The organism is Serratia sp. 4542 (assembly GCF_016805595.1).
In the GTDB taxonomy this organism is placed as follows: domain Bacteria; phylum Pseudomonadota; class Gammaproteobacteria; order Enterobacterales; family Enterobacteriaceae; genus Serratia; species Serratia nevei.
This window is the reverse complement of record NZ_RXKV01000010.1, coordinates 991,348-1,014,804: the sequence shown is the minus strand read 5'-3', so window position 1 is coordinate 1,014,804 and position 23,457 is coordinate 991,348. Positions and strand designations below refer to the sequence as shown.

At 59.1% G+C, this 23,457-nt stretch carries 25 protein-coding genes; 17 read left to right on the top strand and 8 right to left on the bottom strand.

Annotation, left to right across the window (positions count from 1 at the left end; translation table 11 throughout):
- Positions 1-186: 186 nt before the first annotated feature.
- Positions 187-1,098, bottom strand: coding sequence for a LysR family transcriptional regulator (locus tag EKL15_RS17030; protein WP_060439994.1), 912 nt, complete (start codon positions 1,096-1,098; stop codon positions 187-189).
- Positions 1,099-1,201: 103 nt separating this feature from the next.
- Between EKL15_RS17030 and EKL15_RS17025 the strand changes: the two genes are divergently transcribed.
- Positions 1,202-1,768 carry a chromate transporter gene (locus tag EKL15_RS17025; protein ID WP_033634481.1) on the top strand — a complete coding sequence of 189 codons (567 nt, stop codon included), beginning with the start codon at positions 1,202-1,204 and terminating at the stop codon, positions 1,766-1,768.
- A complete protein-coding gene (locus tag EKL15_RS17020) occupies positions 1,765-2,286 on the top strand; it encodes a chromate transporter (RefSeq protein ID WP_033634482.1) in 522 nt (173 codons plus the stop codon). The genes EKL15_RS17025 and EKL15_RS17020 overlap by 4 nt, the downstream gene beginning before the upstream one ends.
- A gap of 4 nt (positions 2,287-2,290) precedes the next feature.
- Here the strand turns inward: EKL15_RS17020 and EKL15_RS17015 are convergent, their stop codons facing one another.
- Positions 2,291-2,644, bottom strand: coding sequence for an AprI/Inh family metalloprotease inhibitor (locus EKL15_RS17015; protein ID WP_060439993.1), 354 nt, complete (start codon positions 2,642-2,644; stop codon positions 2,291-2,293).
- A gap of 411 nt (positions 2,645-3,055) precedes the next feature.
- Between EKL15_RS17015 and EKL15_RS17010 the strand changes: the two genes are divergently transcribed.
- Positions 3,056-4,672, top strand: coding sequence for a serralysin family metalloprotease (locus EKL15_RS17010; protein WP_203090044.1), 1,617 nt, complete (start codon positions 3,056-3,058; stop codon positions 4,670-4,672).
- A gap of 42 nt (positions 4,673-4,714) precedes the next feature.
- Here EKL15_RS17010 and EKL15_RS17005 read toward each other — a convergent pair whose 3' ends face one another.
- Both EKL15_RS17005 and EKL15_RS17000 read right to left on the bottom strand, forming a co-directional pair.
- Positions 4,715-5,365 (bottom strand): dihydrofolate reductase family protein, encoded by a 651-nt coding sequence (locus EKL15_RS17005; RefSeq protein WP_203090041.1) that lies wholly within the window; start codon positions 5,363-5,365, stop codon positions 4,715-4,717.
- 69 nt (positions 5,366-5,434) lie between these two features.
- The gene (locus EKL15_RS17000) at positions 5,435-6,436 is read right to left on the bottom strand and encodes an alpha/beta fold hydrolase (protein WP_187322378.1); all 1,002 of its coding nucleotides are present in this window, start codon (positions 6,434-6,436) and stop codon (positions 5,435-5,437) included.
- 234 nt (positions 6,437-6,670) lie between these two features.
- Between EKL15_RS17000 and EKL15_RS16995 the strand changes: the two genes are divergently transcribed.
- From EKL15_RS16995 to EKL15_RS16960, 8 genes are all read left to right on the top strand, one after another.
- Positions 6,671-7,102: a DcrB-related protein gene (locus tag EKL15_RS16995; protein ID WP_033634486.1), complete on the top strand. Its 432-nt coding sequence runs from the start codon at positions 6,671-6,673 to the stop codon at positions 7,100-7,102.
- 31 nt (positions 7,103-7,133) lie between these two features.
- Positions 7,134-11,444, top strand: coding sequence for an RHS repeat-associated core domain-containing protein (locus tag EKL15_RS16990; RefSeq protein ID WP_238423711.1), 4,311 nt, complete (start codon positions 7,134-7,136; stop codon positions 11,442-11,444).
- Between the two features lies 1 nt (position 11,445).
- A complete protein-coding gene (locus EKL15_RS16985; protein ID WP_203090038.1) occupies positions 11,446-11,823 on the top strand; it encodes a hypothetical protein in 378 nt (125 codons plus the stop codon).
- A 141-nt stretch (positions 11,824-11,964) separates the two neighbouring features.
- On the top strand, positions 11,965-12,423 hold the full coding sequence (locus EKL15_RS16980) for a hypothetical protein (protein ID WP_203090035.1): 459 nt from the start codon (positions 11,965-11,967) through the stop codon (positions 12,421-12,423).
- Positions 12,424-12,426: 3 nt separating this feature from the next.
- The gene (locus tag EKL15_RS16975; RefSeq protein ID WP_203090018.1) at positions 12,427-12,837 is read left to right on the top strand and encodes a hypothetical protein; all 411 of its coding nucleotides are present in this window, start codon (positions 12,427-12,429) and stop codon (positions 12,835-12,837) included.
- 30 nt (positions 12,838-12,867) lie between these two features.
- Positions 12,868-13,197, top strand: coding sequence for a hypothetical protein (locus EKL15_RS16970; protein WP_203090015.1), 330 nt, complete (start codon positions 12,868-12,870; stop codon positions 13,195-13,197).
- A gap of 1 nt (position 13,198) precedes the next feature.
- Complete coding sequence (locus EKL15_RS16965) at positions 13,199-13,666, top strand: hypothetical protein (RefSeq protein ID WP_203090012.1); 468 nt, start codon at positions 13,199-13,201, stop codon at positions 13,664-13,666.
- Between the two features lie 75 nt (positions 13,667-13,741).
- On the top strand, positions 13,742-14,119 hold the full coding sequence (locus EKL15_RS16960; protein WP_203090011.1) for a hypothetical protein: 378 nt from the start codon (positions 13,742-13,744) through the stop codon (positions 14,117-14,119).
- Positions 14,120-14,188: 69 nt separating this feature from the next.
- On the opposite strand, the gene EKL15_RS16955 is transcribed toward EKL15_RS16960, so the two are convergent.
- Positions 14,189-15,085 (bottom strand): PhzF family phenazine biosynthesis protein, encoded by an 897-nt coding sequence (locus tag EKL15_RS16955; protein WP_084827830.1) that lies wholly within the window; start codon positions 15,083-15,085, stop codon positions 14,189-14,191.
- A 54-nt stretch (positions 15,086-15,139) separates the two neighbouring features.
- On the bottom strand, positions 15,140-16,057 hold the full coding sequence (locus tag EKL15_RS16950; protein ID WP_049199489.1) for a DMT family transporter: 918 nt from the start codon (positions 16,055-16,057) through the stop codon (positions 15,140-15,142).
- 181 nt (positions 16,058-16,238) lie between these two features.
- On the opposite strand from EKL15_RS16950, the gene EKL15_RS16945 reads away from it, so the two are divergent.
- From EKL15_RS16945 to EKL15_RS16930, 4 genes are all read left to right on the top strand, one after another.
- Positions 16,239-17,108, top strand: a complete 870-nt coding sequence (locus tag EKL15_RS16945; protein WP_089185950.1) for a helix-turn-helix domain-containing protein — start codon at positions 16,239-16,241, stop codon at positions 17,106-17,108.
- A gap of 17 nt (positions 17,109-17,125) precedes the next feature.
- On the top strand, positions 17,126-17,560 hold the full coding sequence (locus tag EKL15_RS16940; RefSeq protein WP_084827828.1) for a glyoxalase: 435 nt from the start codon (positions 17,126-17,128) through the stop codon (positions 17,558-17,560).
- 310 nt (positions 17,561-17,870) lie between these two features.
- A complete protein-coding gene (locus tag EKL15_RS16935) occupies positions 17,871-18,323 on the top strand; it encodes a MoaF N-terminal domain-containing protein (RefSeq protein ID WP_204275775.1) in 453 nt (150 codons plus the stop codon).
- A gap of 9 nt (positions 18,324-18,332) precedes the next feature.
- The gene (locus EKL15_RS16930; protein ID WP_060419002.1) at positions 18,333-18,824 is read left to right on the top strand and encodes a nuclear transport factor 2 family protein; all 492 of its coding nucleotides are present in this window, start codon (positions 18,333-18,335) and stop codon (positions 18,822-18,824) included.
- Positions 18,825-18,995: 171 nt separating this feature from the next.
- Here EKL15_RS16930 and EKL15_RS16925 read toward each other — a convergent pair whose 3' ends face one another.
- The gene (locus EKL15_RS16925) at positions 18,996-20,195 is read right to left on the bottom strand and encodes a multidrug efflux MFS transporter (protein WP_147839983.1); all 1,200 of its coding nucleotides are present in this window, start codon (positions 20,193-20,195) and stop codon (positions 18,996-18,998) included.
- Positions 20,196-20,446: 251 nt separating this feature from the next.
- Here EKL15_RS16925 and EKL15_RS16920 point away from each other — a divergent pair, with 251 nt between their 5' ends.
- The gene (locus EKL15_RS16920) at positions 20,447-20,896 is read left to right on the top strand and encodes a MarR family winged helix-turn-helix transcriptional regulator (protein WP_147839982.1); all 450 of its coding nucleotides are present in this window, start codon (positions 20,447-20,449) and stop codon (positions 20,894-20,896) included.
- Between the two features lie 37 nt (positions 20,897-20,933).
- On the opposite strand, the gene EKL15_RS16915 is transcribed toward EKL15_RS16920, so the two are convergent.
- Complete coding sequence (locus tag EKL15_RS16915) at positions 20,934-21,215, bottom strand: YjcB family protein (protein ID WP_033634498.1); 282 nt, start codon at positions 21,213-21,215, stop codon at positions 20,934-20,936.
- 294 nt (positions 21,216-21,509) lie between these two features.
- Here EKL15_RS16915 and mrdA point away from each other — a divergent pair, with 294 nt between their 5' ends.
- A complete protein-coding gene (gene mrdA / locus EKL15_RS16910) occupies positions 21,510-23,435 on the top strand; it encodes a penicillin-binding protein 2 (RefSeq protein ID WP_203090009.1) in 1,926 nt (641 codons plus the stop codon).
- Positions 23,436-23,457 lie beyond the last annotated feature (22 nt).

Sequence of the window (23,457 nt, the reverse complement as noted above, 5' to 3'; positions counted from 1 at the left end):
CCCTTAAATCCTAGCGGCTGGAATTTATTGGGTAGGCGCTTATTTGTTTGCGTTTGTTACTAAGTGAGAGCGGGTTTGATTAATTACTCGGAAGTTGAATAGTCATTAATTGGAATTAATTTTAGTCGCCGACCGGTTTAAATAAATAATAAACGAACGGCATTTTTTATTGGCCGTTCGGGCTTTTTATGACTCCCCCACGGTCTCCAGCACCAGCTGACGAAACCGCTCGACGATCGGCGAAGCCGGGCTGCGGCGCAGCGCCAGGTAAAGCGGGGCGCTGAGCTGCGCCTCTTCGGCGAGGGTGCGGTAGACGATGCCGTCGCCGCCCAGCCGCCGCATTGAGCCGGGCACCACTGACAGCCCTAGCCCGGCGCCGACCAGGCTGAGGGTGGCCGGCAGGCGCGGCGCTTCCTGCACGATGCGCGGGCTGAAGCCGGCGCGGTGGCAGGCGGCCAGGATGGCGTCGTACAGCCCCTGGCCGGCCGGGCGGCGATAGAGAATAAACGCCTCGTGGGCCAGTTCGGCCAGCGGCAGCGGCTGCTGCGTTTCTTGTGCCAGCCGGTGGCCCAGCGGCAGGGCGACGATCATCGGCTCGCTGAGCACCGGCTCCACGCTCAGGCCGGGAATGCCGCTGGCCGGCGAGCGCACAAAGGCGGCGTCGAGGCGCTGTTCCAGCAACGCCTCCATCAGTTCGCCGCTGCCGGCTTCTTCCAGCTGGGTGGTGATGCCCGGCAGGATGTCGCGGTAGCGGCGCAGCAGGTTGGGCACGAACGGGTGCAGCGCGGCGGAGCTGGTGAAGCCGATGGCGATGTGCCCCTGCTCGCCGCGAGCGGCGCGCTGCACCGCTTCGCGCAGGCGTTCGGCGCGCGCCAGCAAGGCGCGGGCCTCTTCGAACAGCACGCCGCCGGCTTCGGTGACGCGCACGCCGCGCGGCAGGCGCTGCAACAAGGTGACGCCCAGTTCATCTTCCAGCCCCTGCAGCAGGCGGGTCAGCGGCGGCTGCTGGATAAACAGCCGCTCGGCAGCGCGGGTGATGTTGCCTTCTTCCACCACGGTGACGAATGCCCGCAGGCGACGCAGTTCGATCATAGCCATACCTCAAAGGTATCTTTAGTTGTTCCGGAATGCATTAGACATCATGGCACGGCGGCGCGCATGATACCAGACATCAAAACAAGCGATGTGGAATGGCAATGTCATGTCAGATATCAATACGTTAAAACCGCACCCGGCGGCAGCGCCGGGCAACGCGGAGCTGTTTGTGGGCTTTCTGTGGCTGGGGCTGATCGGCTTCGGCGGTGTGCTGCCGCTGGCGCGCAGCATGCTGGTGGAGCGCCGGCGCTGGCTGAGCGGCGAACAGTTTACCGAGCTGCTCGGGCTGTGCCAGTTTCTGCCCGGCGGCAACGTGATCAACCTGTCGGTGGCGGTGGGCATGGAGTTTCGCGGGCTGCGCGGCGCGCTGTGCGCCTTGCTGGGCCTCATCAGCGCGCCGACGGCGATCGTGGTGGGGTTGGGCGTGGTCTACGCCCGCTTCCAAAACGATCCGCATGTGCAGCATGTGTTCGCCGGGCTGGCCGCCGCCGCGGCCGGGCTGCTGCTCTCGACCGGGATCAAGATGCTGCTGCCGCTGCGCGGTAAATGGCCGGCGCTGGCGATCGTCGCGCTGGCCTTGATCGCCATCGCCTGGCTGCGCCTGCCGCTGCTGCCGACCATGCTGGTGCTGGCGCCGCTGAGCATTCTGCTGATGTGGCGGTGGCCGTCATGAGCGGGGTTCTGATTGCGTTGGCGCTGATCTTCACCGAGCTCTCTCTGCTGGCGTTTGGCGGCGGCATGACCATTTTGCCGGAAATGCAGCGGCAGGTGGTGGAGGTGCATCAATGGATGAGCGCCCAGGAGTTTAGCGCGCTGTTCGCCATGGCGCAGGCCGCGCCGGGGCCGAACATGATGATCGTGCCGCTGGTCGGTTGGCATGTAGCCGGCTGGGCGGGGCTGCTGGTTTCTTCGGTCGCCAAGTTCGGGCCATCTTCCATCGTCACGCTGCTGGTGATGGGCGCCTGGCGGCGCTTTAAGGATCGCCCGTGGCGCCGCATCGTGCAGGCCGGATTGGTGCCGCTGACGGTGGGGTTGGTGGCGGCCAGCGGCATCTTGATCGCCGAGGCTTCCGCGCCCAGCTGGCGGCTGGCGGCGATCGTGGCACTGGCGACGGGGCTGAGCATGAGCAAGCGCCTCCATCCGCTGTGGGTGCTGGCGGGCGGCGCGCTGCTCGGGCTGCTGTTCGCCTGAGGAATTAGCGCGGGATCAGCACAAAGCGTGAAGGGCCGCCGCGATCGATCAGCTCATAGCGCTTTGGCGCGGTCAGGGCCAGAAACGCCACCATGCTGCCTTCGGCGTCGGTCAGCGTCATGCCGTCCGGCGTCGGCCGCCAGGCGACCGGCAACGTTTGCAGCGCCAGCGGTTGCAGGCACTGGGCGGAGGCGCTGAAGCGGAAGGCGTTGGTGTTGGCCACCACCTCGTCGCTCAGCTGCACCTCGCAGACGGTTTTACCGTCTCCGATGGCGGCGAGCTGCCAGTCGCCCTTCAGCGCGGCGGGTTCCAGCAACGGCAGTGAACTGCCCAGGGCACTGCTGCACAATACGCTCATAACGACTCCTGTCAGGCTGGCGCGGCGCAAGGCGCGCATAAGGAAATGGGTTGGCATCGGGTCACTCCTTTCGGCTGTCCGTTCACACCTTAGCACGTTCCCTGCGGGATGATGAGGCAAGGATTAGGTTTTTTAATCCTCGATAATTCTGATCTAACCGGCGATAACATGCCCATAAAGACGAGTCATTAGCCCGCCGATACGCTTATCTTTCTCATTAATACTGCGCTAATACAAATCGTTATGATTATTTCCGTCTTAACGCCCGGCGCGATGATGCACGGCGGCGTCGGGTCGCGCCGTCGGGGTTAATTACTATACTGGTCAATCCTAAGCCTTGGCTTAGATTAGAACGACTGATGAATAGTCTTACAAAGCGAGTGGATTCCTACTGTGTAAAAGGAGAATGCAATGAGCAGTCGCCACAACGATATTTTGCAAGATGACGATGAGTTCACCAGCCTGTCCGCCACATCCCCCAACGATCATAACTATCAATTTTACTATCACCAGCCCGGCAGCCTCTATGATGGGTTAGGCTACGGCGCGCTGTTTACGCTGGACAACGCCAACCTGTACAGCAACCAGCGCGGCGGAGCCGCCATCAACAACCTGGGTAAAATCCGCGATAACTTCAGCTTCGATCACGCCGCCGATCAGCTGACGCGGCCGGGCCTGACGCACAACGGCGATCAGGTCTATCACCAGCCGGTGGCGCTGACCTATTCCTTCCTGACGCAGAGCGCGCTGAACCGCATCGGCCAGACCGGTGACGGTGACAAGGGGCTGCAACCGCTGACTCAGGCGGCGCAGACACAGGCGCTGAAATCGATGCAGGCCTGGGCCGACGTGGCGAATGTGACCTTTACCGAGGCGGCGTCCATCGATATCAACCACCGCGCGGACATCACCTTCGCGTACTTCACCCAGCGCGCCGACGGCAGCACCGCCGCCGGCAGCGGCCCGAATGCCATTAACGCGTACGCCTATTACCCGCCGAGCTCCAAGCCGGGCAGCGATAACGCCTTTGCCGGCACGGTGTGGTTCAACAAAAACTTCGCCACCCATCAGGCGCCGGTTAGCGGTGACTTCAGCAGCCAGACCTTCACCCACGAGCTGGGGCATGCCCTGGGGCTGGCGCACCCGGGATCTTATGACGCCTCGTTGGGCAACCCGAGCTACCAGAACGATGCCGCTTACTATCAGGATTCGTTGCAATACTCGATCATGAGCTATTTCAACGCCGGTTACACCGGCGCCGACACCAAAGGGGTGTATGGCTATGGCCCGATGGTGGATGACATCGCTGCGATCCAAAAATTGTACGGCGCCAACATGAGCACCCGCACCGGCGATACGGTGTACGGCTTCAACTCCAACACCGGGCGCGATTTCCTGACCGCCACGGCGGACAACGGCAAACCGGTCAACTTCGCGGTGTGGGACGCCGGCGGTAACGACACGCTGGACTTCTCCGGCTACAGCCAGCAGCAGATGATCAACCTGAACGACGGCGCGTTCTCCAGCGTCGGCGGCGGCACGCAGAACGTCGCCATCGCGCGCGGGGCGATCATCGAGAACGCCATCGGCGGCAGCGGGCGCGATGTGATCATCGGCAACGATCAGGACAACCTGCTGGCGGGCAACGCCGGTTCGGACATCCTGTACGGCGGCCTGGGGGCGGATCATCTGTGGGGCGGCAAAGACGCCAACAACTTCACCGACTATTTCGTCTATCTCAATGCCAAAGAGTCCACGGTGGCGGCGTTCGACGTGATTGAAGACTTCGAGCACGGCATCGACAAGATCGATCTCTCCGGCCTGCGCTTCAACAACAGTCTGAGCGAGCTGCGCTTTATCGACAGCGGCAGCGCCTTCAGCGGCCAGAAAGGCGAGATCCAGCTCAACTTCGACGCCTTCAACGGCACCACCGATCTGCTGATGAACACCCACAGCAACAGCTACGCCGCCGACTTCAAGATCCATGTGGTCGGGCAGGTGGAGCAGAGCGATATTCTGTTTGCCTGAGGGTGAGGAAGGAAAAGAGAAAAGGGCCGAACGGCCCTTTTTTTACGCCTGGGCCGCCGCCGCGCTTTCCGCCACGAAGGAGCCGGTCGCCACCGCGCCGGCGCGGCGGTAGTGGGCCACGATCACGCCGCCGGGCGAGACCACCGATTGGGCCAGCGTAAAGGCCGCCGGCGCCGCGTTGTCATCGAACAGCCGCTTGCCGCCGCCGAGCAGCACCGGGTAGGTGAGCAGGCGCAGTTCGTCCACCAGATCGTTGGCCAGCAGCTGCTTCATCAGCGTGCTGCTGCCCTGCACCAGCAGCACCGGCCCCTGGGTGCGCTTCAGCTCGCGCAGCCGGGCGATGATGTCCCGCCCCAGCCACTGGCTGTTCTGCCACGCCAGCGTCTCGCCGTGGTGGGTGGCGACGTACTTGGTGGCCTGATTGAACGAGCGGGCGATATCGGCGGAAAACGGATCGGCCTCGTCGGTGATCTGCGGCCAGTAGCCGGCGAAAATGTCGTAGGTGCGCCGCCCCAGCAGCAAATCGAACGGCGCGGAGAAAAGATCGCCCATCGTTTCCGCAATGGCGTCATCCCAGTAGGGGGCTGTCCAGCCGCCGAATTGAAAGCCGCCGCTGCGATCTTCGTCCTGCCCGCCCGGCGCCTGCATCACGCCGTCGAGGCTGACGAAGGCGCTGGCAATAATCTGTCGCATGGCTGTCTCCTGCCGTTGAGTGCCAGCTGAAAGTTTAGCCGCCGCGCGGCGGCTACGCCAACCGGCCGCTCAGGGCTGCAGCGCCTTGAGCAGTGCCTGATGGAAACGCTCCGGTTCTTCCATTTGCGGCGCATGGCCCAGCCCGGCGAACTCGATCAGCGTGGCGTGCGGGATCAGTTTCGCCGCCTGTTTGCCCAGCTCCGCGTAGTGGCCGATCCTGGCCTTGACCGCCGGCGCGGCGATATCGCTGCCGATGGCGGTGGTGTCGGCGGTGCCGATCATCAAGGTGGTGGGCGTTTGCAGATCCTTGAACTCGTAATACACCGGCTGGGTGAAGATCATGTCGTAGATCAGCGCCGAGTTCCACGCCACCAGGCGATGGCCCGGCCCGTTGTTCAGCCCGGCCAGCATATCCACCCAGCGATCGTACTCCGGCTTCCAGTTGCCGCCGTAGTAGGTGCGCTGCTCATAGTTGCGGATGCCCTCGGCGGAGGTGTTCAGCTCGCGCTCGAACCATTGATCGACGCTGCGCCACGGCACGCCTTTCGCCTTCCAGTCCTCGAGGCCGATCGGGTTGACCATGACTAGTTGCTCCACTGCCTGCGGATACATCAGGCTGTAGCGCGTGGCCAGCATGCCGCCGGTGGAGTGGCCGATGACGATGGCCCGGCTTATTTTCAGGTTCTGCAGCAGGCCGTGGGTGTTTTGCGCCAGCTGCTGGAAGCTGTACTGGTAATGCGCAGGTTTGGTGGAGGAGCAAAAGCCGATTTGATCCGGCGCGATGACGCGGTAGCCGGCCTTGCTCAGCGCCTTGATGGTGTCCTGCCAGGTGGCGGCGCAGAAGTTTTTACCGTGCAGCAACAGCGCGGTGCGGCCGTTGGCGGCGCCTTCCGGCGGCACGTCCATATAGCCCATTTTTAACGCCTGCCCCTGCGAGGTGAAACTGAACTGCTGCAACGGATAAGGGTAGTGAAAACCCTGCAGCTCCGGGCCGAACTTCGGCGTTTCGGCGGCGGCGGGGAACGCGGCCAGCGTGGCGCACAGCAGCGCGCTACGGGTGAATCTCAGCATCCTGATCTCCTGAAAAACGGACGATAGCCGAGTATAGCCATAATCAGGGCGTCGGCGCGCCGATGGTTTCAGATAATTCTGTAATGTTACGGCCCGATCCCGGGCAAGGTTCCGGCCACGGCCTTGCACACAGTGAACGCGGTCACGCCGCGCAACATTGGCGGTGCCTGATGGTTTTATTTCAAGGCTAAGTTATGCGATGCTTAAGCATTATTTATGCAAAAGGATCCTCGCATGTCCGCTTTATCCCGCTGCGCTTTCAGCGAAGGCAGCGTCGCTTTGCCGGAAGGCTATGCTGATCGCACCGTCAACGTGCTGTTGGCCGGCGATGATGTTTCCCCCTCAATCAATATTTCCCGCGATGCGCTGCAGCCGGCGGAAAACCTGGAAGGCTACGTCACCCGCCAGCTCGATGCGCTGGCGCAGGGGCTGAAAGGCTGGGCGTTCAAAAGCCGCGAGCCGGCGACGCTGGGCGATGGATTAACCGCCGGTGAATGGGTGCGCGCCAGCTACCTGCGCGACGGCAAGCGCATCTGGCAAAACCAGGCGGTGTTCGCGCTGGCGGAGGGCCGGGTGCTGGTGTTCACCCTGGCGATGGCGCGCAAGCTGACGCCGCAAGACGATGCGCTGCTGTTGCAGGTGCTGAGCAGCTACCGGGCGGCATAACGATGAACCCTTCACGTAAAAGGACCTTACGATGACCGAAGCGGCCCGCGTCGGCGATACCATCGGGCATTCCCATGCCCTGGCCGGCATGATTGCCGGCACCCTTGTCGGCGGCCTGATCGCCGCCGCAGGCGCGGTGGCGGCGGGTGCGCTGTTCGTCGCCGGCCTGGCGGCTTCCTGTATTGGCGTTGGCGTGTTGCTCATCGGCGCCAGCCTGGCGGTGGGGTATCTCACCGGGGAGGCGGCCACCGCGGCGCGCGACGGCATTGCCGACGCCGGTGCCGGTAGCCTGACCCCCAAAGGCAATATCGTCACCGGCTCCCCCAACGTCTTCATCAACGGCAAACCCGCCGTGCTCGCCACCAACAGCCAGGTGGCCTGCAGCGACGACGGCCCGAGCATGCAGATGGCGCAGGGTTCCGACAAGGTCAGCATCAACGGCCAGCCCGCCTCGCGCGTGGGGGACAAAACCAACTGCGACGCGCAGGTGATGGAAGGCTCGCCCAACGTGTTTATCGGCGGCGGTACCGTCACCACTTTGCCGATCAAGCCCGAAGTGCCGGATTGGCTGTACAAGGTCTCTGATCTGACGCTGCTGTTCGCCGGCCTGGTGGGTGGCGTGGGCGGCGCCGCCGGCAAGCTGGGGGCGCTCGGCAAACTGCTGGGCAAGCTGCCCGGCATCAACAAACTGGCGCGCATCGCCTGCCGCGCCGGCACCCTGATGACCGCCACCGCCGCCGTCGGCATTATCGCCCGGCCGGTGGATATCGTCAGCGGCCAGAAATTCCTCGACGGCGAAGACGATCTCGATTTCGTGCTGCCATCGCGCCTGCCGGTCGCCTGGCAGCGCTATTGGCGCAGCGGCAACCCCGGCGACAGCGTACTGGGCCGCGGCTGGAACCTGTTCTGGGAGAGCAGCCTGCAGCCGTATCAGGACGGCCTGGTGTGGCGCGCCCCTTCCGGCGACTTCGTCGCTTTCCCTATGGTGCCGCGCGGCCACAAAACCTACTGCGAAGCCGAAAAATGCTGGCTGATGCACAACGACGACGGCAGTTGGCAGCTGTTTGACGTCGGCGAACAGATTTTCCACTACCCGCCGCTGGCGGGCGACCAGCCGAGCCGGCTCAGCATGATCACCGACGCCATCGGCAACGCCACCTCGTTGTTTTACGACGACGAGGGGCTGCTGAGCGAACTGGTGGACAGCGCCGGGCAGCGCCTGATGTGCCGCTATGCGCAGGGCCGCCTGCGCGAAGTGGCGCTGCAAACCGCCGAAGGCGAACGGACGCTGGCGCGCTACGGCTACGATGAGCAGGGCCAACTGACGACGGTGAGCAACCGCGCCGGTGAGGTAACGCGCCGCTTCGGCTGGCGCGACGGCCTGATGATCAGCCACCAGGACGCCGCCGGGCTGCTGAACGAATACCAATGGCAAGAGATCGACGGCGTGCCGCGCGTGACGGCCTACCGCAACAGCGCCGGGGAATCCCTTGAGTTCGGCTATGACTTCGCCGGCGGGCGCCGCAGCGCGGTGCGCGGCGACGGCAAGCGCGCGGAGTGGCGGCTGGATGACGACGACAACGTGGCGCAGTACACCGATTTCGACCAGCGCCGCTACGGTTTTATCTACCAACGCGGCGAGCTGTGCAGCGTGCTGCTGCCCGGCGGCGCGCAGCGCCAGAGCGAATGGGACTCTTATGGCCGCCTGCTGTCGGAGACCGATCCGCTCGGCCGCGTGACGCGCTATCAATATTCGCGCAACAGCGGCCGGCTGTTCGCCGTCGCGTACCCGGACGGCAGCAGCGAAGCGCAGCACTGGGACACGCTGGGGCGCCCGACGCGTTATGTCGATGCCCTGGGCAATACCACGCTGTACCGCTATCCGGATGACGAAGAGAGCCTGCCGGCTAGTGTGATCGACGCGCTGGGCGGGGAAGTGAAGCTGGAGTGGGACGCCCGCGGCCAGCTGACGCGCTACACCGACTGTTCCGGCAGCGTCACGGCTTATACCTACGATGCGCTGGGGCAACTGACGGCGCAGACCGATGCCGAAGGCCACCAGACGCGCTACCTATGGGATAACGGCGGGCGCCTGCACACCCTGATCCACCCGGACGGCGGCGAAGAGCGCTTTAACTGGAATGCGCACGGCCAGCTGGCCGAACATCAGGACGCGCTGGGCAGCCTGACCCGCTGGCAGTACAACGCCCTGGGGCTGCCGGTCAGCATCACCGACCGCATCAACCGCACCCGGCGCTATCACTACAGCCCGCAGGGCTGGCTGACGCGGCTGGAGAACGGTAACGGCGGCGACTACCGCTTCAGCTACGATGCGGTGGGCCGCGTGCTGGCCGAAGAGCGCCCGGACGACACCCGCCACTATTATCGCTACGGCGCGGCCGGGCTGCTGGAGGAGCACCGCGAGGTTGGCCTGCCGGGCAGCACGGGCGAGCTGACGCAGCGCGAACAGCGCTTCCGCTTCGACGAGGCCGGGCAGCTGGTCTGGCGCGGCAACGCCAGCGCGGAATGGCATTACCGCTTCGACGCCATGGGACGGCTGCGCGAGCTGAACCGCCTGCCGACGGCGAGCGGCGCGGCGCTGGGCATCGAGCCGGACAGCGTGCAGATGCGCTATGACGCCGCCGGGCGGCTGCTCGGCGAGCAGGGCGTGAACGGCGAGCTGCAATACCAGTGGGATGCACTGGCTAATCTGCAGGCGCTGACGCTGCCGCAGGGCGATCGCCTGCAGTGGCTGTATTACGGCTCCGGCCACGCCAGCGCCATTAAATTCAACCAGCAGGTGGTGAGCGAGTTCACCCGCGATCGCCTGCACCGGGAAACCGGCCGCAGCCAGGGCGCGCTGCAGCAGCAGCGGCGTTACGACGCCATGGGCCGCCGCAGCTGGCAGAGCAGCGCCTTTGGCCACGACAAACTGACCCGGCCGGAAGACGGCGTGCTGTGGCGCGCTTATCGCTACACCGGCCGCGGCGAGCTGGCCGGGGTGAGCGACGCGCTGCGCGGCGAAGTGCACTACGGTTACGACGCCGAAGGCCGCCTGCTGCAACACCGCGAACCTAATCAGGGCAAACCGGGCGCGCGGCTGGTGTACGATCTGGCGGATAACCTGCTGGGCGAGCGCAGCCCGCAGAGCGACATCGACGCGCATCTGCCGCTGGCGCCGATCGCCGATAACCGGCTGACGCACTGGCAAAAACTGTTTTATCGTTACGACGCCTGGGGCAACCTGATCAGCCGGCGCAACGGCCTTTACGAACAGCACTACCGCTACGACGCCGACAATCGGCTGGTGCAGGCGCACGGCCGCGGCCCGCAGGGCGAGTTCGAGGCGCAGTACCATTACGACGCGCTGGGCCGCCGCAGCCGCAAGGCGGTGCGCTACAAGGGCAAAACCGAACAGACGACCCGTTTCCTGTGGCAGGGCTACCGGCTGCTGCAGGAGCAGCGCGACGACGGCAGCCGCCGCAGCTGGAGCTACGATCCGGCCAGCCCGTGGAGCCCGCTGGCGGCGCTGGAGCAGGCGGGCGACAGCCGCTCGGCAGATATTTACTGGTATCACACCGATCTGAACAGCGCGCCGCTGGAGGTGACCGACGCGGCGGGCAACCTGTGCTGGTCCGGGCAATACGACACCTTCGGCAAGCTGCAGGGCCAGACGGTGGCCGGCGCGGCGAAGCGACAGGGTGCGCAATACCAGCAGCCGCTGCGCTACGCCGGGCAATATCAGGACGACGAAAGCGGCCTGCACTACAACCTGTTCCGCTACTACGAACCCGAGGTGGGGCGTTTCACCACGCAGGATCCGATAGGGCTGCGCGGCGGGTTGAACCTGTATCAGTATGCGCCGAACCCGCTGATGTGGGTGGATCCGTTGGGGTTGACAAATGAGGATGTAACGACATTCTATCATGCTGGTGATATTAAAGGAGCAATAGACCCTTCTTACGGAAACGGACTAAAAGACTTTGATCCAGCAGGCAAAGGTGGATTCTATGTTACGACTGATAGAGCTCAAGCGGAAAGGTGGGCTCAGATGAGAACCGACCGAAATATGTCTATAACTCAATTTGATGTGCCAAATTCAGAATTAGCCAAACTTAATATTAAAACGTTTGGTTCAGCAAATGCAGAGTGGGCTGAGTTTGTCACGAAGGCTAGAGCAGGAACTCTTGCACATTCATATGATGCCGTGAGTGGCCCTATGTTATTGAATTTAAAGGATTTCAGGAGGGGAGGTAAACCTAGGGCTGGTGGTTCCCAATTTGCAATATATAGTGATAAAGCAGCAACAACATTCAATAAATACAAATCAGGATGTAAGTAACATGATTGAAAGAAATGAACTAAAAGATGGATTGGTGTTTGTGAATGAATCCAATAAAAATGAAAGTGTCATTATGAATTTTTATTCTTGGGTCCATATTATTTATGGAGTAATTGTTTTTTATGGAAGAAAAAGTGAAGAGGAAGCAAGTTACATAATTAACAATACACCTATGTTTACAACACCACCCAAGAATTTCATGGAGGCCTGTATGTTAGGTCATGAGGATGAATATTATTGGGGTATGGTAATGTCACATGGTGATAGATATTTTGAGAAGGGTTTTCCTCGTACAGCACCGGATGATTATTTTGAATGGGAGAATAGCTATATAAAAGATCACAATCTTGAGAGAAACACTCTAGTTTTTAATGATTAAAACAAGTGATGTTGTTAGAGCCGACAATTCTCAGTCGGTTCTGAATATCTAGAATTAAAAGTATCGAAACGAGCAGGTTTGATAGTTTTGAAATATCCATCCGTACACATTGATAAATCATTTAATATTACGGTATCTAACATGATTGATTTTAACGCTAGGATTGTGTCTGGTGTTTCTATAGGGAATGTCGTTATAAATGAAAATATTTCATTATATATTAATGAAATGCACTCCAGATTTAGCGTTAAGATTAAAAACTACTTCCTACCTGACGGGAGTGAGCGAAAGTCATATACAGTCGACAATACCTTGACCGTCGTAACTGATAAAGATGGTGTCATTTTGTCACTTGGATGTAATGCTCATTATCAAGGGGGCTACAATGGAATCATATTCCCAGGAATGAAAATAATAGATATAATCAAGCTGGCGAAATCACAGAAAATATACAATGGTTCAATCATTATTAATGATGACTTTGGTGTTTCGTTTATCCTCCCACCTCCATATGATGAGATCGCCGATGCGATAAACTATATTCCTGCTGGGGTGATAATAAACGAAATTTTCGTATCTGATTTTTCATTCTGGCGATAGCTTATGGAGTATGTGAGTAAGTTTAGTGAGCATGTGATTAAATTTGGGGTCAGTGATATAGTTGTCACTGGCTACATAGATTCGGATATACCGCCGGTTTTTCACCCGATGTATGACAGGGTTTACTTTATATCTGGTGAGGCTATTTTTGAGGTTTACATCGGTAATGATGGGATTGTTTATTCACATTTAGTTGAAAACATCTCTCCGTGGTTTGAAGTAGATGTGGATGATCAATTTTCCATGATGTCAATCTATTCACAAGCTTTTAAAACTGAACGGGAAGTTAAAATAATTGCAGTGAATTATAGTGAAGAACCGTTCTCAGTGTTCATCGCCAGGTATAAAGATGGTGACAATGAAAATTCACTGTATTTAGAGCCAAAGAGTTTTTTTGGCTTTTTGATTTCATAGAAAAAACCATGGAATGATTAGGAGTTCAATGTGAGCAAGGAATTAAAGCTTGATGTTATGAATAACAAAAATGACTTGATTGAAGGGACTTTTTGCTACTCGCTTTTTGAGAGGTCGTTCTTTGATGAAAAGCTGTTAAGTGACTTAATAAATAATTCAGAGGCGTTTTTAAAAGAAAACGAATGTGATAAGGATGTTTTAAATTTGCTATCATGGATTGTCAATGGTGTTGATCAGTGTTTTACATCCCATAATGATGAAAATGACTATTATTTAATTGAAAACTACTCTGTGGTATTGGAAAATAGGTGGGTGTTTTTGTGGCGGTCAAAAATTGATAAAATAATTGGCGGGAATTAAAATGGACATCAAGAAAATACAAGAGAAATGGGAACGTGGTCAGTTAATTGGAGTGGATCTCATTGCAAGTAAAAGCAATACAGCAAGAGAGATAAATATTTATTCTGAAGAAAGTGATGGTTTCAAAAATACTTTTAATAAGGAGTATGGCATTTCATATGGGAGTGTTATTTCGTTAAGCTCACTCATTAAGAAACGTGATGATTTGTGGTCTGAAATTCAAATAAACAACAAGGTATTGCTTCCTGATGGTGACGTTTTATTTTGCGGGGAGGGCGAAATGGGGAGTGATGGTTTTATTGTCAGAGCAGATAAGTATAATAAATTGAAATGGTTCATGTACTCTACGACCTCTAACCCATTTTTTGATGTTATAAGGTTAAACGGTCGGCTGCATATAAAATCCACGTTGGGTTTTTATCTTGACTTCGGTATCGCTGACAATGATATTTTTCTGAGAAATAAATGAGTGATGTTTTTCTAATTGACATTATTAGTATTAAACCTAATAATCAATGAGTTTTTAATTTGATGGAGGTTACCAATGATTAACAAATCTAGTCTGGTTGATGGTATCCTTTTTCGAGATGAGAATGACTCGAATGAAACTGTAGTTTTCAATTTTTATACTTGGGTGGAAATGCTTAAAGCGATCATTGTTAAATATGCGCAAAAGTCTGAAAGTGACGCGGAGTTATTGGTTTTATCATCGAGCTTAGTGTGCAAGCCTATCAGAAGTTATACGGCTGTCTGTCTCAGGAGTCATGAAATTGAATATCATTGGGCAATGCGGATAGCTTATGGTGAACAGTATTGGCTGAAAGGCGTAGAATCCAAACAGCCTGATGGCTACTTTGACTGGGATGTGCAATACAGGAAAGAACATAACTTAGCAGAGGAAAGCTTTTTTAGCAATTCATGAATCGCGACCCGATAGGCTCAAACATCCCTCCAAATGTCCAAGGCCTTCCTTATCCTACATCCCCCCAAACTAAATACCCAATGTCCCATTAATCAGGGTGCGACAGTGCCCGCCGATCCAAGGTTCGCCGTCAATAAAACGCACGCTCACGCGGCCATCTCGATTCAGTTGGGTGCCCTGGCGCACCAGGTAGCCCTGTGCGGTCTGGCCGCCGTCGGGAAAGCGGTTGGCCTTCAATAAGCGCGCCAGGCAGGCGTTGGCGCTGCCGGTCACCGGATCTTCAATCAAGGCACCGCATTCCACCATAAACGCGCGTATTTCGTAATCGGCCGGTTCGGCCGTGGTGCAGGCGCCATAGATCACCACGCCATCCACATCGCAAGCCGTTTGCAACCGTTTAATCGTGGCCTGATCCGGCGTCACCGCCAGGCAGGATTGTGCGTCCGGCAGGCGCACCATCAACCAGCGAATGCCCATCTCGGCAATCACCGGCAGGGGGCCTCCTTCAATCACCGCGGGCCGTAAAGCGGCCATCAGCCGTTCTGTTTCCTCAGCCGCCATTGGGCGAAACTCAACTTCGGGTGCGGCGAACGCCAATGTGCCTTCCGGCAGGATATTGACCGCCACCAGGCCGACGCCGCATTCCTGCATCACCGTTCCAGGCCGTTTGGGCGTCAATCCGGCTTCCAGCAGGGCGTGGGCGGTGCCCAGCGTTGGGTGGCCGGCGAAGGGCAGCTCTTTTTCGGTGGTGAAAATGCGCACCTTATAATCCGCCACCGGGTGCGTCGGTTTAAGCACAAAGGTGGTTTCCGAAAGGTTGGTCCAACGGGCCAATGCCAGCATCTGCGCGCTGCTCAGCCCCTCGGCCTCCAGTACCACCGCCACGGGGTTGCCCTGCAGCGGCGTACGGGTAAACACGTCCACCTGTTTGTAGGCGCGGGGTGTCACATCATCACTTCTGAGCATTTGCCATCATCCGTTATCAACAAAACCTGATGATAACGATATTCGCCAATGGCTTCAAAGGGTTGAGTTTTGTTTTGAGATACCCGCCCGTCGCCATTTCAGCCCCGGCTTGGCGAACATCACCAGGTTGCCCAGCAGGATCAGGCACAGGCCCAGCACGGCGTTGAAGTGCCACTGATAGCCTTCGTAGATCGTTGAGATGGTCAGCGCCACCAGCGGGAACAGCAGGGTGCTGTAGGCCGCCGCGCCGGCGCCGATGCGGCCGAGCAGGCTGAAGTAAGCGGCGAAGGCGATCACCGATCCGAAAATCGCCAGGTACAGCAGGGAGCCGATATAGCGGCTGCTGTGTTCCATCTGGAACGAGGCGCCCTGCGCCAAGGCGATCAGCGCCATCAACAGCGCGCCGTAGGTCATGGCGTAGGTGTTGGTGGAAAAGATATCCAGCCCGCGGCGCTGATGGCGCGTGCTGATCATGTTGCCCAGCGAGAAGCCGTAGGTGCCGAGCGCGCTCAGGCCGATGCCTTTGAGCAGCTCCGGCGCCATGCGGGTGGCGGCCAGATCTTGCCAAAACAGCGCCACGATGCCGGTCAACCCCAGCAGCGCCGCCGGCAGCAGGTTGGGGCTGGGGCGCTGGCGGAAAAACAGCAGGCTGTTGAGGGCGTTGAACAGTACCGCCATCGAGAAGATCACCGATTCCAGCCCGCTGCTGATGTAGGCCGCCGCATGGTAGAAGCAGAAGAAGTTGAAGCCGAACACGCAGCAGCCCTGCAGCACGCAGAACAGATGATCGCGCGGAGCGAGGCGGCGCAGGCGGCGCGTTAGCAGCAGCACGGCGAACATCACCGCGGCGGAAATGGCGAAGCGGTAAGCGATCGAGACGGGAATGGCCACCGGCCCTTCCTGTTGCAGGGTGATCGCAATCCAGGTGGTGCCCCAAATCAGCACCACGGCGAGGTACAACAGCGCATTCATTCTATTTGTTACTCCGAAAAAACCGATGGCGCAGTATCCGCTTTGGCGCGCGGCGGCGCTTGCAGCGCTTTGCGCTCAGTTGCATATTCTTGCGCTTTTTTTGCCAAAAGCGCGGGGCGGCGGCTGGTATGCGGCGGCGCCACTCTTTACACTGTCGGCATGTCGAACAACGGGGCCGGCGATGTCCAACTATCAGGCGTTTGAAACACTGCGTGAGCACAAGGCGCGGCTGCACGGCAGCGTGCTGCTGGGCACCGGCGTGGAGCTGGCCGCCTGGTCCAACTGCAACGATCGCGTCACGCAGGAAAGCGCCGACCACCATACCCTGAGCCTGTACGTCGCCGACGGCTATGAGTGCTACCAGCAGGTGCCGGGCGGCTGGCGCAACGGCGGCGGGCCGGATCGGTTCTGCATCATGCCGCGCCAATACGCCTCCACCTGGGATGTGCGCAGCGATTTGTCGTTCGTGCACCTGTATTGCACCGATGGGCATCTGCGGCAGCTGGCGGAGCAGACCTGGGATCGCAGCCCGGCGGCGATCAACGTGGAGCCGCGCAGCTTCGGCGAAGATCCGCAGATCACGCTGCTGTACCGCCAGTTTTTGCTCAACTGCGACTGGCGGGACAGCGCCAATCTGCTGGCGCTCAGCAGCGCGTCGAACCTGCTGATGTCACACCTGATCCAACGTTACAGCCAGCTGCAGTGGAAGCTGCCGCAGGCGCGCGGCGGCCTGGCGCCTGCGGTGGCCAGGCGGGTGCGGGAATATATCGAAAACCACCTTGAACGGCCTTTGCTGTTGGCGGATCTGGCGGCGCAGGCCGGGTTGAGCGAATACCATTTCGCCCGCATGTTCAAGCACGCCACCGGGCTGGCGCCGCACCAGTTTGTGATGCGCGCACGGCTGCAACGCGCGGAACGGCTGCTGCGGCACAGCCAACAGCCGATCACCGAGATCGCGCTGGCGTGCGGCTTCAGCTCCGCCAGCCATTTCAGCAACCGCTTCAAGGCGGCCTATGGATTTGCTCCGCTGCAGGTGCGGCTGGGGCGCTAACCGAAAGGGAGTGCAGCATGGATCAACAGTTTGCCGGGCTGGGCGTGTTGTTTGTCGCCGGATTCGGGCCCATCACGCGTGAGAGCGACGAGAGCAAGGCGTTTTATGTCGAGGCGCTGGGGCTGCCGCTCAAGCCGATGCCGGGCAACGAAACCTATCTGCTGTCGGAGCAGGGCGCGCTGGACGGGGTGAAGCATTTCGCCCTGTGGCCGCTGGCGCAGGCGGCGCAGTCCTGCTTTGGCGACGATCGCTGGCCGGCGGATCTCGCGGTGCCGCAGGCGTGGATCGAGTTCGACGTGGCCGACATGGCGGCCGCCACCCAGGGGCTGGTCGATCGCGGTTATCGGCTGTTGGTCGCCAACCGCGAAGAGCCGTGGGGGCAGAGCGTTACCCGTTTGCTCAGCCCGGAAGGGTTGCTGGTCGGTGTCACCTATACGCCCTGGCTGCGGTAAACGCCACGCCGTTCGCCGCCGCCTGCCGGCGGTGAGCGGCTTAAGAACAAATACGCATTAGCTTAAAGCGGTCTGCGCTATAGACCCATCAAATCCCCGAGTGGTTTCCCTTCCTGTAAGCAGAAATTCCGTTCATTGCGTAAAAACCAATGGCCAGAACGCGCTATTGCCATGCCATTTTACGGCGATTTTCCCCCGTCTTTTTTTGCCGCCAGGTGCCTGATGGGAATAGAGATTATTCTTATATTTCCGCCAACCCTTAAGAAATAATAATGATTCTCGTTTTCAACCACGGAAAGGAGAAGGAACGATGAAAACAGTGAAGCGAACGGGCATCGCGCTGGCGATAGCCCTGACTTTCCCCCTGGCATTGCCCGCCGCTACGGCGGCGCAACCCTCCCTGACTAACAGTAAGGCGGCAACGATGACGGAAAAACACGGGCAGTTCATTGCGGTCGGTAAAGTGGTGCAGGTGACCTTCGGCGATTTCGCCTTCAAGCTGGATTTTACCGATGACAAGACCATGACCTTCACCGGCATCGGCGAGGCGTCGCAGGGCATCACCGATACCGTGCAATACACTGCGGTGGAGATTCGGCCGAAGGTCTATATGGTCTATTGGCACGAACCGCAGTCCGGCGACAACGTGACGCATATCGAGGACTTTGAGCGCGGCGAGGTGTACACCAACATCGCCGCCAAGGACGGCAGCTTCACCCATCTGAAAGGGCAGCTGAAAATCGTAGGTCACTCAGGAAAATAAGGAGCAGTTATGAAAAAGGCATTGATCACCTGTGCGATCGTCGGCGGCTTGCTGGCGAGTTACCCGGCGCTGTCAACGGATCAGGCGGCGTCTTACAAATCGACCGGCAAAGGCGGTTATCATCATGCCCAGCAGAAGCTGAAGGTGGTGGAAGATCTGTACGCGGGCTTCTTCAACCGCCACGACATCGGCGTGGCGCAGAGGCTGATTGTGGAAAACTACAAGCAGCATAACCCGTTCGTCGGCGACGGCATCAAGCCGTTCCTGGATTTCTTCAGCCAGACCTTTAAGGACAATCCGCAGTACAGCGCCAAAATATACCGCAGCGCGGTCAACGGCGATCTGGTCTATGTTCACGTCAAATACCAAAATAACCCGCAGGATCGCGGCACCGCCAGCGTGGATATTTATCGGGTGAACGATCAGGGGAAAATCACCGAGCATTGGGACGTCAATCAGGATGTGCCGGAAAAATCGGCCAACGACAATACCATGTTCTGATCCGCAAGGGCCGCTGCGGCGGCCCTCAACACGCCCGCAACACTTTATTTACTTACATAAATATTAAATGACCGCCGCGTCGAGTAGGCTACGGCCGCCTTTGGCAGTGGTGGCACGGTTGATGGGCGTCATTGTCCCGCCACTGCTTGAGGCGTTTCCCCGCATTTCCCGTTATCCCGCGCGTTGACTCTCCACTTTTTTGAACTGATGGCGCAGCTGCAGCGCATTGCAAAGCACCAACACCGCCGTCACCGCGAACACCCAGCGGAACCCCATCATCGCCGAAATGCCCGAACCCAGCAGCGGGCCAACCACGTTGCCCAGGTACATAAAGGATTGGTTATAGCCGAAGATGCGCCCGGTCACCTGATCGGAGGAATACCTCAGCAGCAGCGCCTGCACCGCCGGCATCAGCGCGCCGTCGGCGAAGCCGAGCAGGAAGCGCAGAAGGCCCAGCTGCAGCGGCGTATTGACCCAGGCCATCACGGCGAACAGCCCGGTAGTGAACAGCAGCGCGGCGATCAGGATGCGAGCGGTGCCGATGCGATCGCCGAGGCGCCCGAGGCGCGGTGCCGAGATCAGCGCAGCAATGCCGGGCACGGCGGCGATCATGCCGCTGACAAAGGCAATATTGCTGACGTCGCCGGACAGCTCGCGGATGAACAGTGTCAGGATCGGGCTGATGGACGAGTTGGCCAGCTGGATCATCAGGGTACAAACGAACAGCGTGACGATCAGCGTCGGATAGGGCAGCGAACGGAATACCGCCTTGCCGCTCAGCTGATCCGCTTTTTTCACCGTGATGCGCCGCTCTTTAATCAGGAACAGCGTCACCAGGAAGCTGACGAACATCAGCCCGGCGGTGACGAAAAATACCACCCGCAGCCCCAGATGATCGGCCATCAGCCCGCCCAAGAGCGGCCCGGCGATCACGCCGGAGATCTGCCCGGTAGAGAGCGTGCCCAGCGCCCAGCCGCTTTTATCGCGCGGCGCCTGCGAGGCGACCAGCGCCATGGCGTTGGGAATATAGCCGGACGTCAGCCCCATCAGGGCGCGCAGCGCGAACAGCTGCCAGACGTTGGTGGCCAGCCCCTGCAGCGCGATGACGATCGCCATGCCCAGCGAAGCGCGCAGCAGCATCAGCTTGCGGCCTTTGCGGTCGGCCAGGCTGCCCCACAGCGGTGAGACTACCGCCGAGACCAAAAAGGTGCCGCTGAACACCAGCCCGGACCACAGGCTGAGGGATTGGTGATCGCTGACGCCGAGCTGTTCGACGTACAGCGGCAGAAAAGGGAGGATTTGGCTCATCGCCAGCCCGGTGAAGAAACACCCGAGCCAGACCGAGATCAGATTGACTTTCCACGCTTCCATCGGCTTACCGTACCACGTTGAATAAGGAGGGATTTATTAAGCAAAATAATAATAACACTGCAAATTAATCGGCGAGGGGCAAATGCGTGAGCAAACGTAACCCTGCCGATGCAGTGTCTTTTTTGCTATATATTAATAGCTATATTATCATAGGTAACTAGGTTAAGCCAGAGCGGCGCGGTAGCCAGGAAGGGCACCGCGCGATCCGGCGGTGTGAAAGCAGGGATAAACTGAACGCTAGATTGATGCCAATGAAGAAAGATCATCCTGAAGACGTGACGCTGCTGCGCACGCAGTTAATGTCGCTGGTGCGCCGTTTACGGCGCGAATCGCGCAGCGACGAAAAATCCTGGGCCCAGCTGATGCTGTTGGGGGCTATCGATCGCCACGGCGGCGAGGCGACGCCGTCGCTGCTGGCGGAATCGGAGCGCATGCGTTCCTCTAACCTGGCGGCCGCCTTGCGTGAGCTGGAGGCCGATGGCTTGCTGGTGCGCACGCCGGACGCCGAAGACAAACGCCGGGTGCGGGTGTGCCTGACGCCCGCCGGGCTGGGCCTGCTGCAGCAAAGCCGCAGCCGGCGCGAGGCGTGGCTGCTGGCGGCGATGGAGAGCTGTTTAACGGAGCGGGAGCAGGCGCTGTTGATTGAGGCGGGGGCCTTGATGGCGCGGCTGGCGGCGGCGCCGTCAACGGAAACGGAATAATCGGCGGGGCGGCCGGTGCGCCGCCCCTGCGGCGAGATTACGGCATCGGCCAATCGACCGGCATGGTGCTGACCACGTCCACGTAGCGATCCCAGGCCGAAGACCAGAATTGGGTGAAGGCTTCCAGGGTAAGGTGGATGCCCATCAGGCCCATCACGAACCAGCAGGCGGTAAACAGGCCCAGGCTGCTGAACATGAACGCCATGCCGTTACGGCTGGTCTTACGGCAAACGACGTTTAACTGGCTGGCGAAGAACATCATCACGGCGCTCAGCAACTCCCAGCGCATCATGACTAAACCGGTGGCAATGGTACTCATCGAACTCGATCCTATGTAACAAAAAGCCGCATCCGGCAGGGCGCCGACAGGGAAATGCGGGGGAATATCGGGAATAGTGTGATTAAGATCACATTGTAGCATTGGGGCGAACGGCGGCTCAATGGGAAGCGCGGTGAAAAAAACGCCGACGGTAACATTCCAATATGCTGAAACAGTTATGCCATTTCATTAGCAACCTTTTCATGGGGCGGTGCGCCCGATAACGCTATGCTTGCCGGCTTTTCAGTTCCCTGATTTTGCGGGGAAATGTGACGCAAAAGGTATCGGCACCGCATGGCCCTGTTAAAAGAAAAAATTCGCGACCACTCTGCGGAAGAGAGGCTGTTTATCCGCCGGGCCGGCGTAGCGCTGGCACTGGTGGTGGTCTGTTTCGGCGTGCTGATCGTCAATCTCTACCGGCTGCAAATCCGCCAGCACGGCTTTTACCAGACGCGTTCCAACCAGAACGACATCAAGATGCTGCCGATCGCCCCCAGCCGCGGGCTGATCTTCGATCGCAACGGCATTCCGCTGGTGCGAAACGTGACACTGTATCGTATCGAGGTCACGCCCAGCAAAATCAGCGACATGGCGGCGCTGCTGCAGGCGCTGACGCCGATCGTCGACTTGACGCCGGAGGACATCAGCGCGTTTCGCGACGACATGCACCACAACAGCCGCTACAAACCGGTGACGCTCAAAGCCGGGCTGAGCGACACCGAGGTGGCGCGCTTTGCCGTCAATCAATACCGTTTCGACGGGGTGACGATCGATACCTATCAACAGCGTGAATATCCTTACGGCGCCCAGCTGGCGCACGTGCTGGGCTATGTGTCGAAGATCAACGACAGCGATCTCAAACGCCTGGACAAGGCCGGGCTGAGCGAGAACTATGCCGCCGACCGCAACATTGGCAAACAGGGCATCGAGGCCTATTACGAGTCCGAACTGCACGGCACCACCGGCTATCAGGAGGTGGAGGTGGATAACCACGGGCGGGTGATCCGCCTGCTAAAGGAGCAGCCGCCGAAGGCCGGCAAGAACATCTACCTGACGCTGGATTTACCGCTGCAGCAGTACATCGAATCGGTGCTGAAGGGGCAGCGCGCCGCGGTGGTGGTGGAAGATCCACGGGACGGCGGCATCCTGGCGATGGTCTCCAGCCCCAGCTACGATCCCAATCCTTTCGTCAAAGGCATCGGCTATCAGGCCTATAAGACCTTGCTGACCAACCCGGATTTGCCGCTGATCAATCGCGTCACTCAGGGCTTGTACCCGCCAGCGTCGACGGTGAAGCCCTACATGGCCGTTTCGGCGCTGTTCGCCGGGGTGATCACACCCACCACCACCTTTTTCGGCGCGCCGACCTGGACGCTGCCCGGCACCGAACGCCGCTACCGCGACTGGCTGAAAACCGGCCACGGCATGCTCAACGTCACCAAAGCGATCGAGGAATCCGCCGACACCTTCTTTTATCAGGTGGCGTATGAGATGGGTATCGACCGTATCCACCACTGGCTGAGCCAGTTCGGCTACGGCCAGTCCACCGGCATCGATCTGAACGAAGAGTACCGCGGCGTGCTGCCGAGCCGCGACTGGAAGCTGAAGGTGCACAAAAAGGGCTGGTATCAGGGGGATACGGTTTCGGTGGGCATCGGCCAGGGGTATTGGGTGGCGACGCCGATCCAGATGGTAAAAGCGCTGACCACGCTGATCAACAACGGCCAGGTGAAAACGCCGCACCTGCTGTATTCGCTGCAGCAGGGCAACCGGGTGACGCGCTACCAGCCGCCGGCGCAAGCGGCGCAGATCGGCGATCCCCACTCGCCTTACTGGGGCATCGTGCGTAACGGCATGTACGGCATGGCCAACTTGCCGAACGGCACCGGTTACAAGCTGTTCCACACCGCGCCATACCAGATCGCCGCCAAATCCGGCACCTCGCAGGTGTTCAGCCTGAAGCAAAACCAGACTTACAACGCCAAAATGATCCCGGTGCGGCTGCGCGATCACATCTTCTATACACTGTTCGCGCCTTACAAAAACCCCCGGGTGGCGATGGCGCTGATCCTGGAAAACGGCGGCGGCGACGGCGTGGTGGCGGGGCCGACCGCCCGCGCGATCCTCGACCATATTTTTGACTCGGCCAGCGCGCCGCAGCCCGGCGATCCGGCGCAAAGTAAACCGCAGTTAAACGACAGTGCGGATGTGCAGCGGTGATGCGGTTTGTTTTTACTTTCTT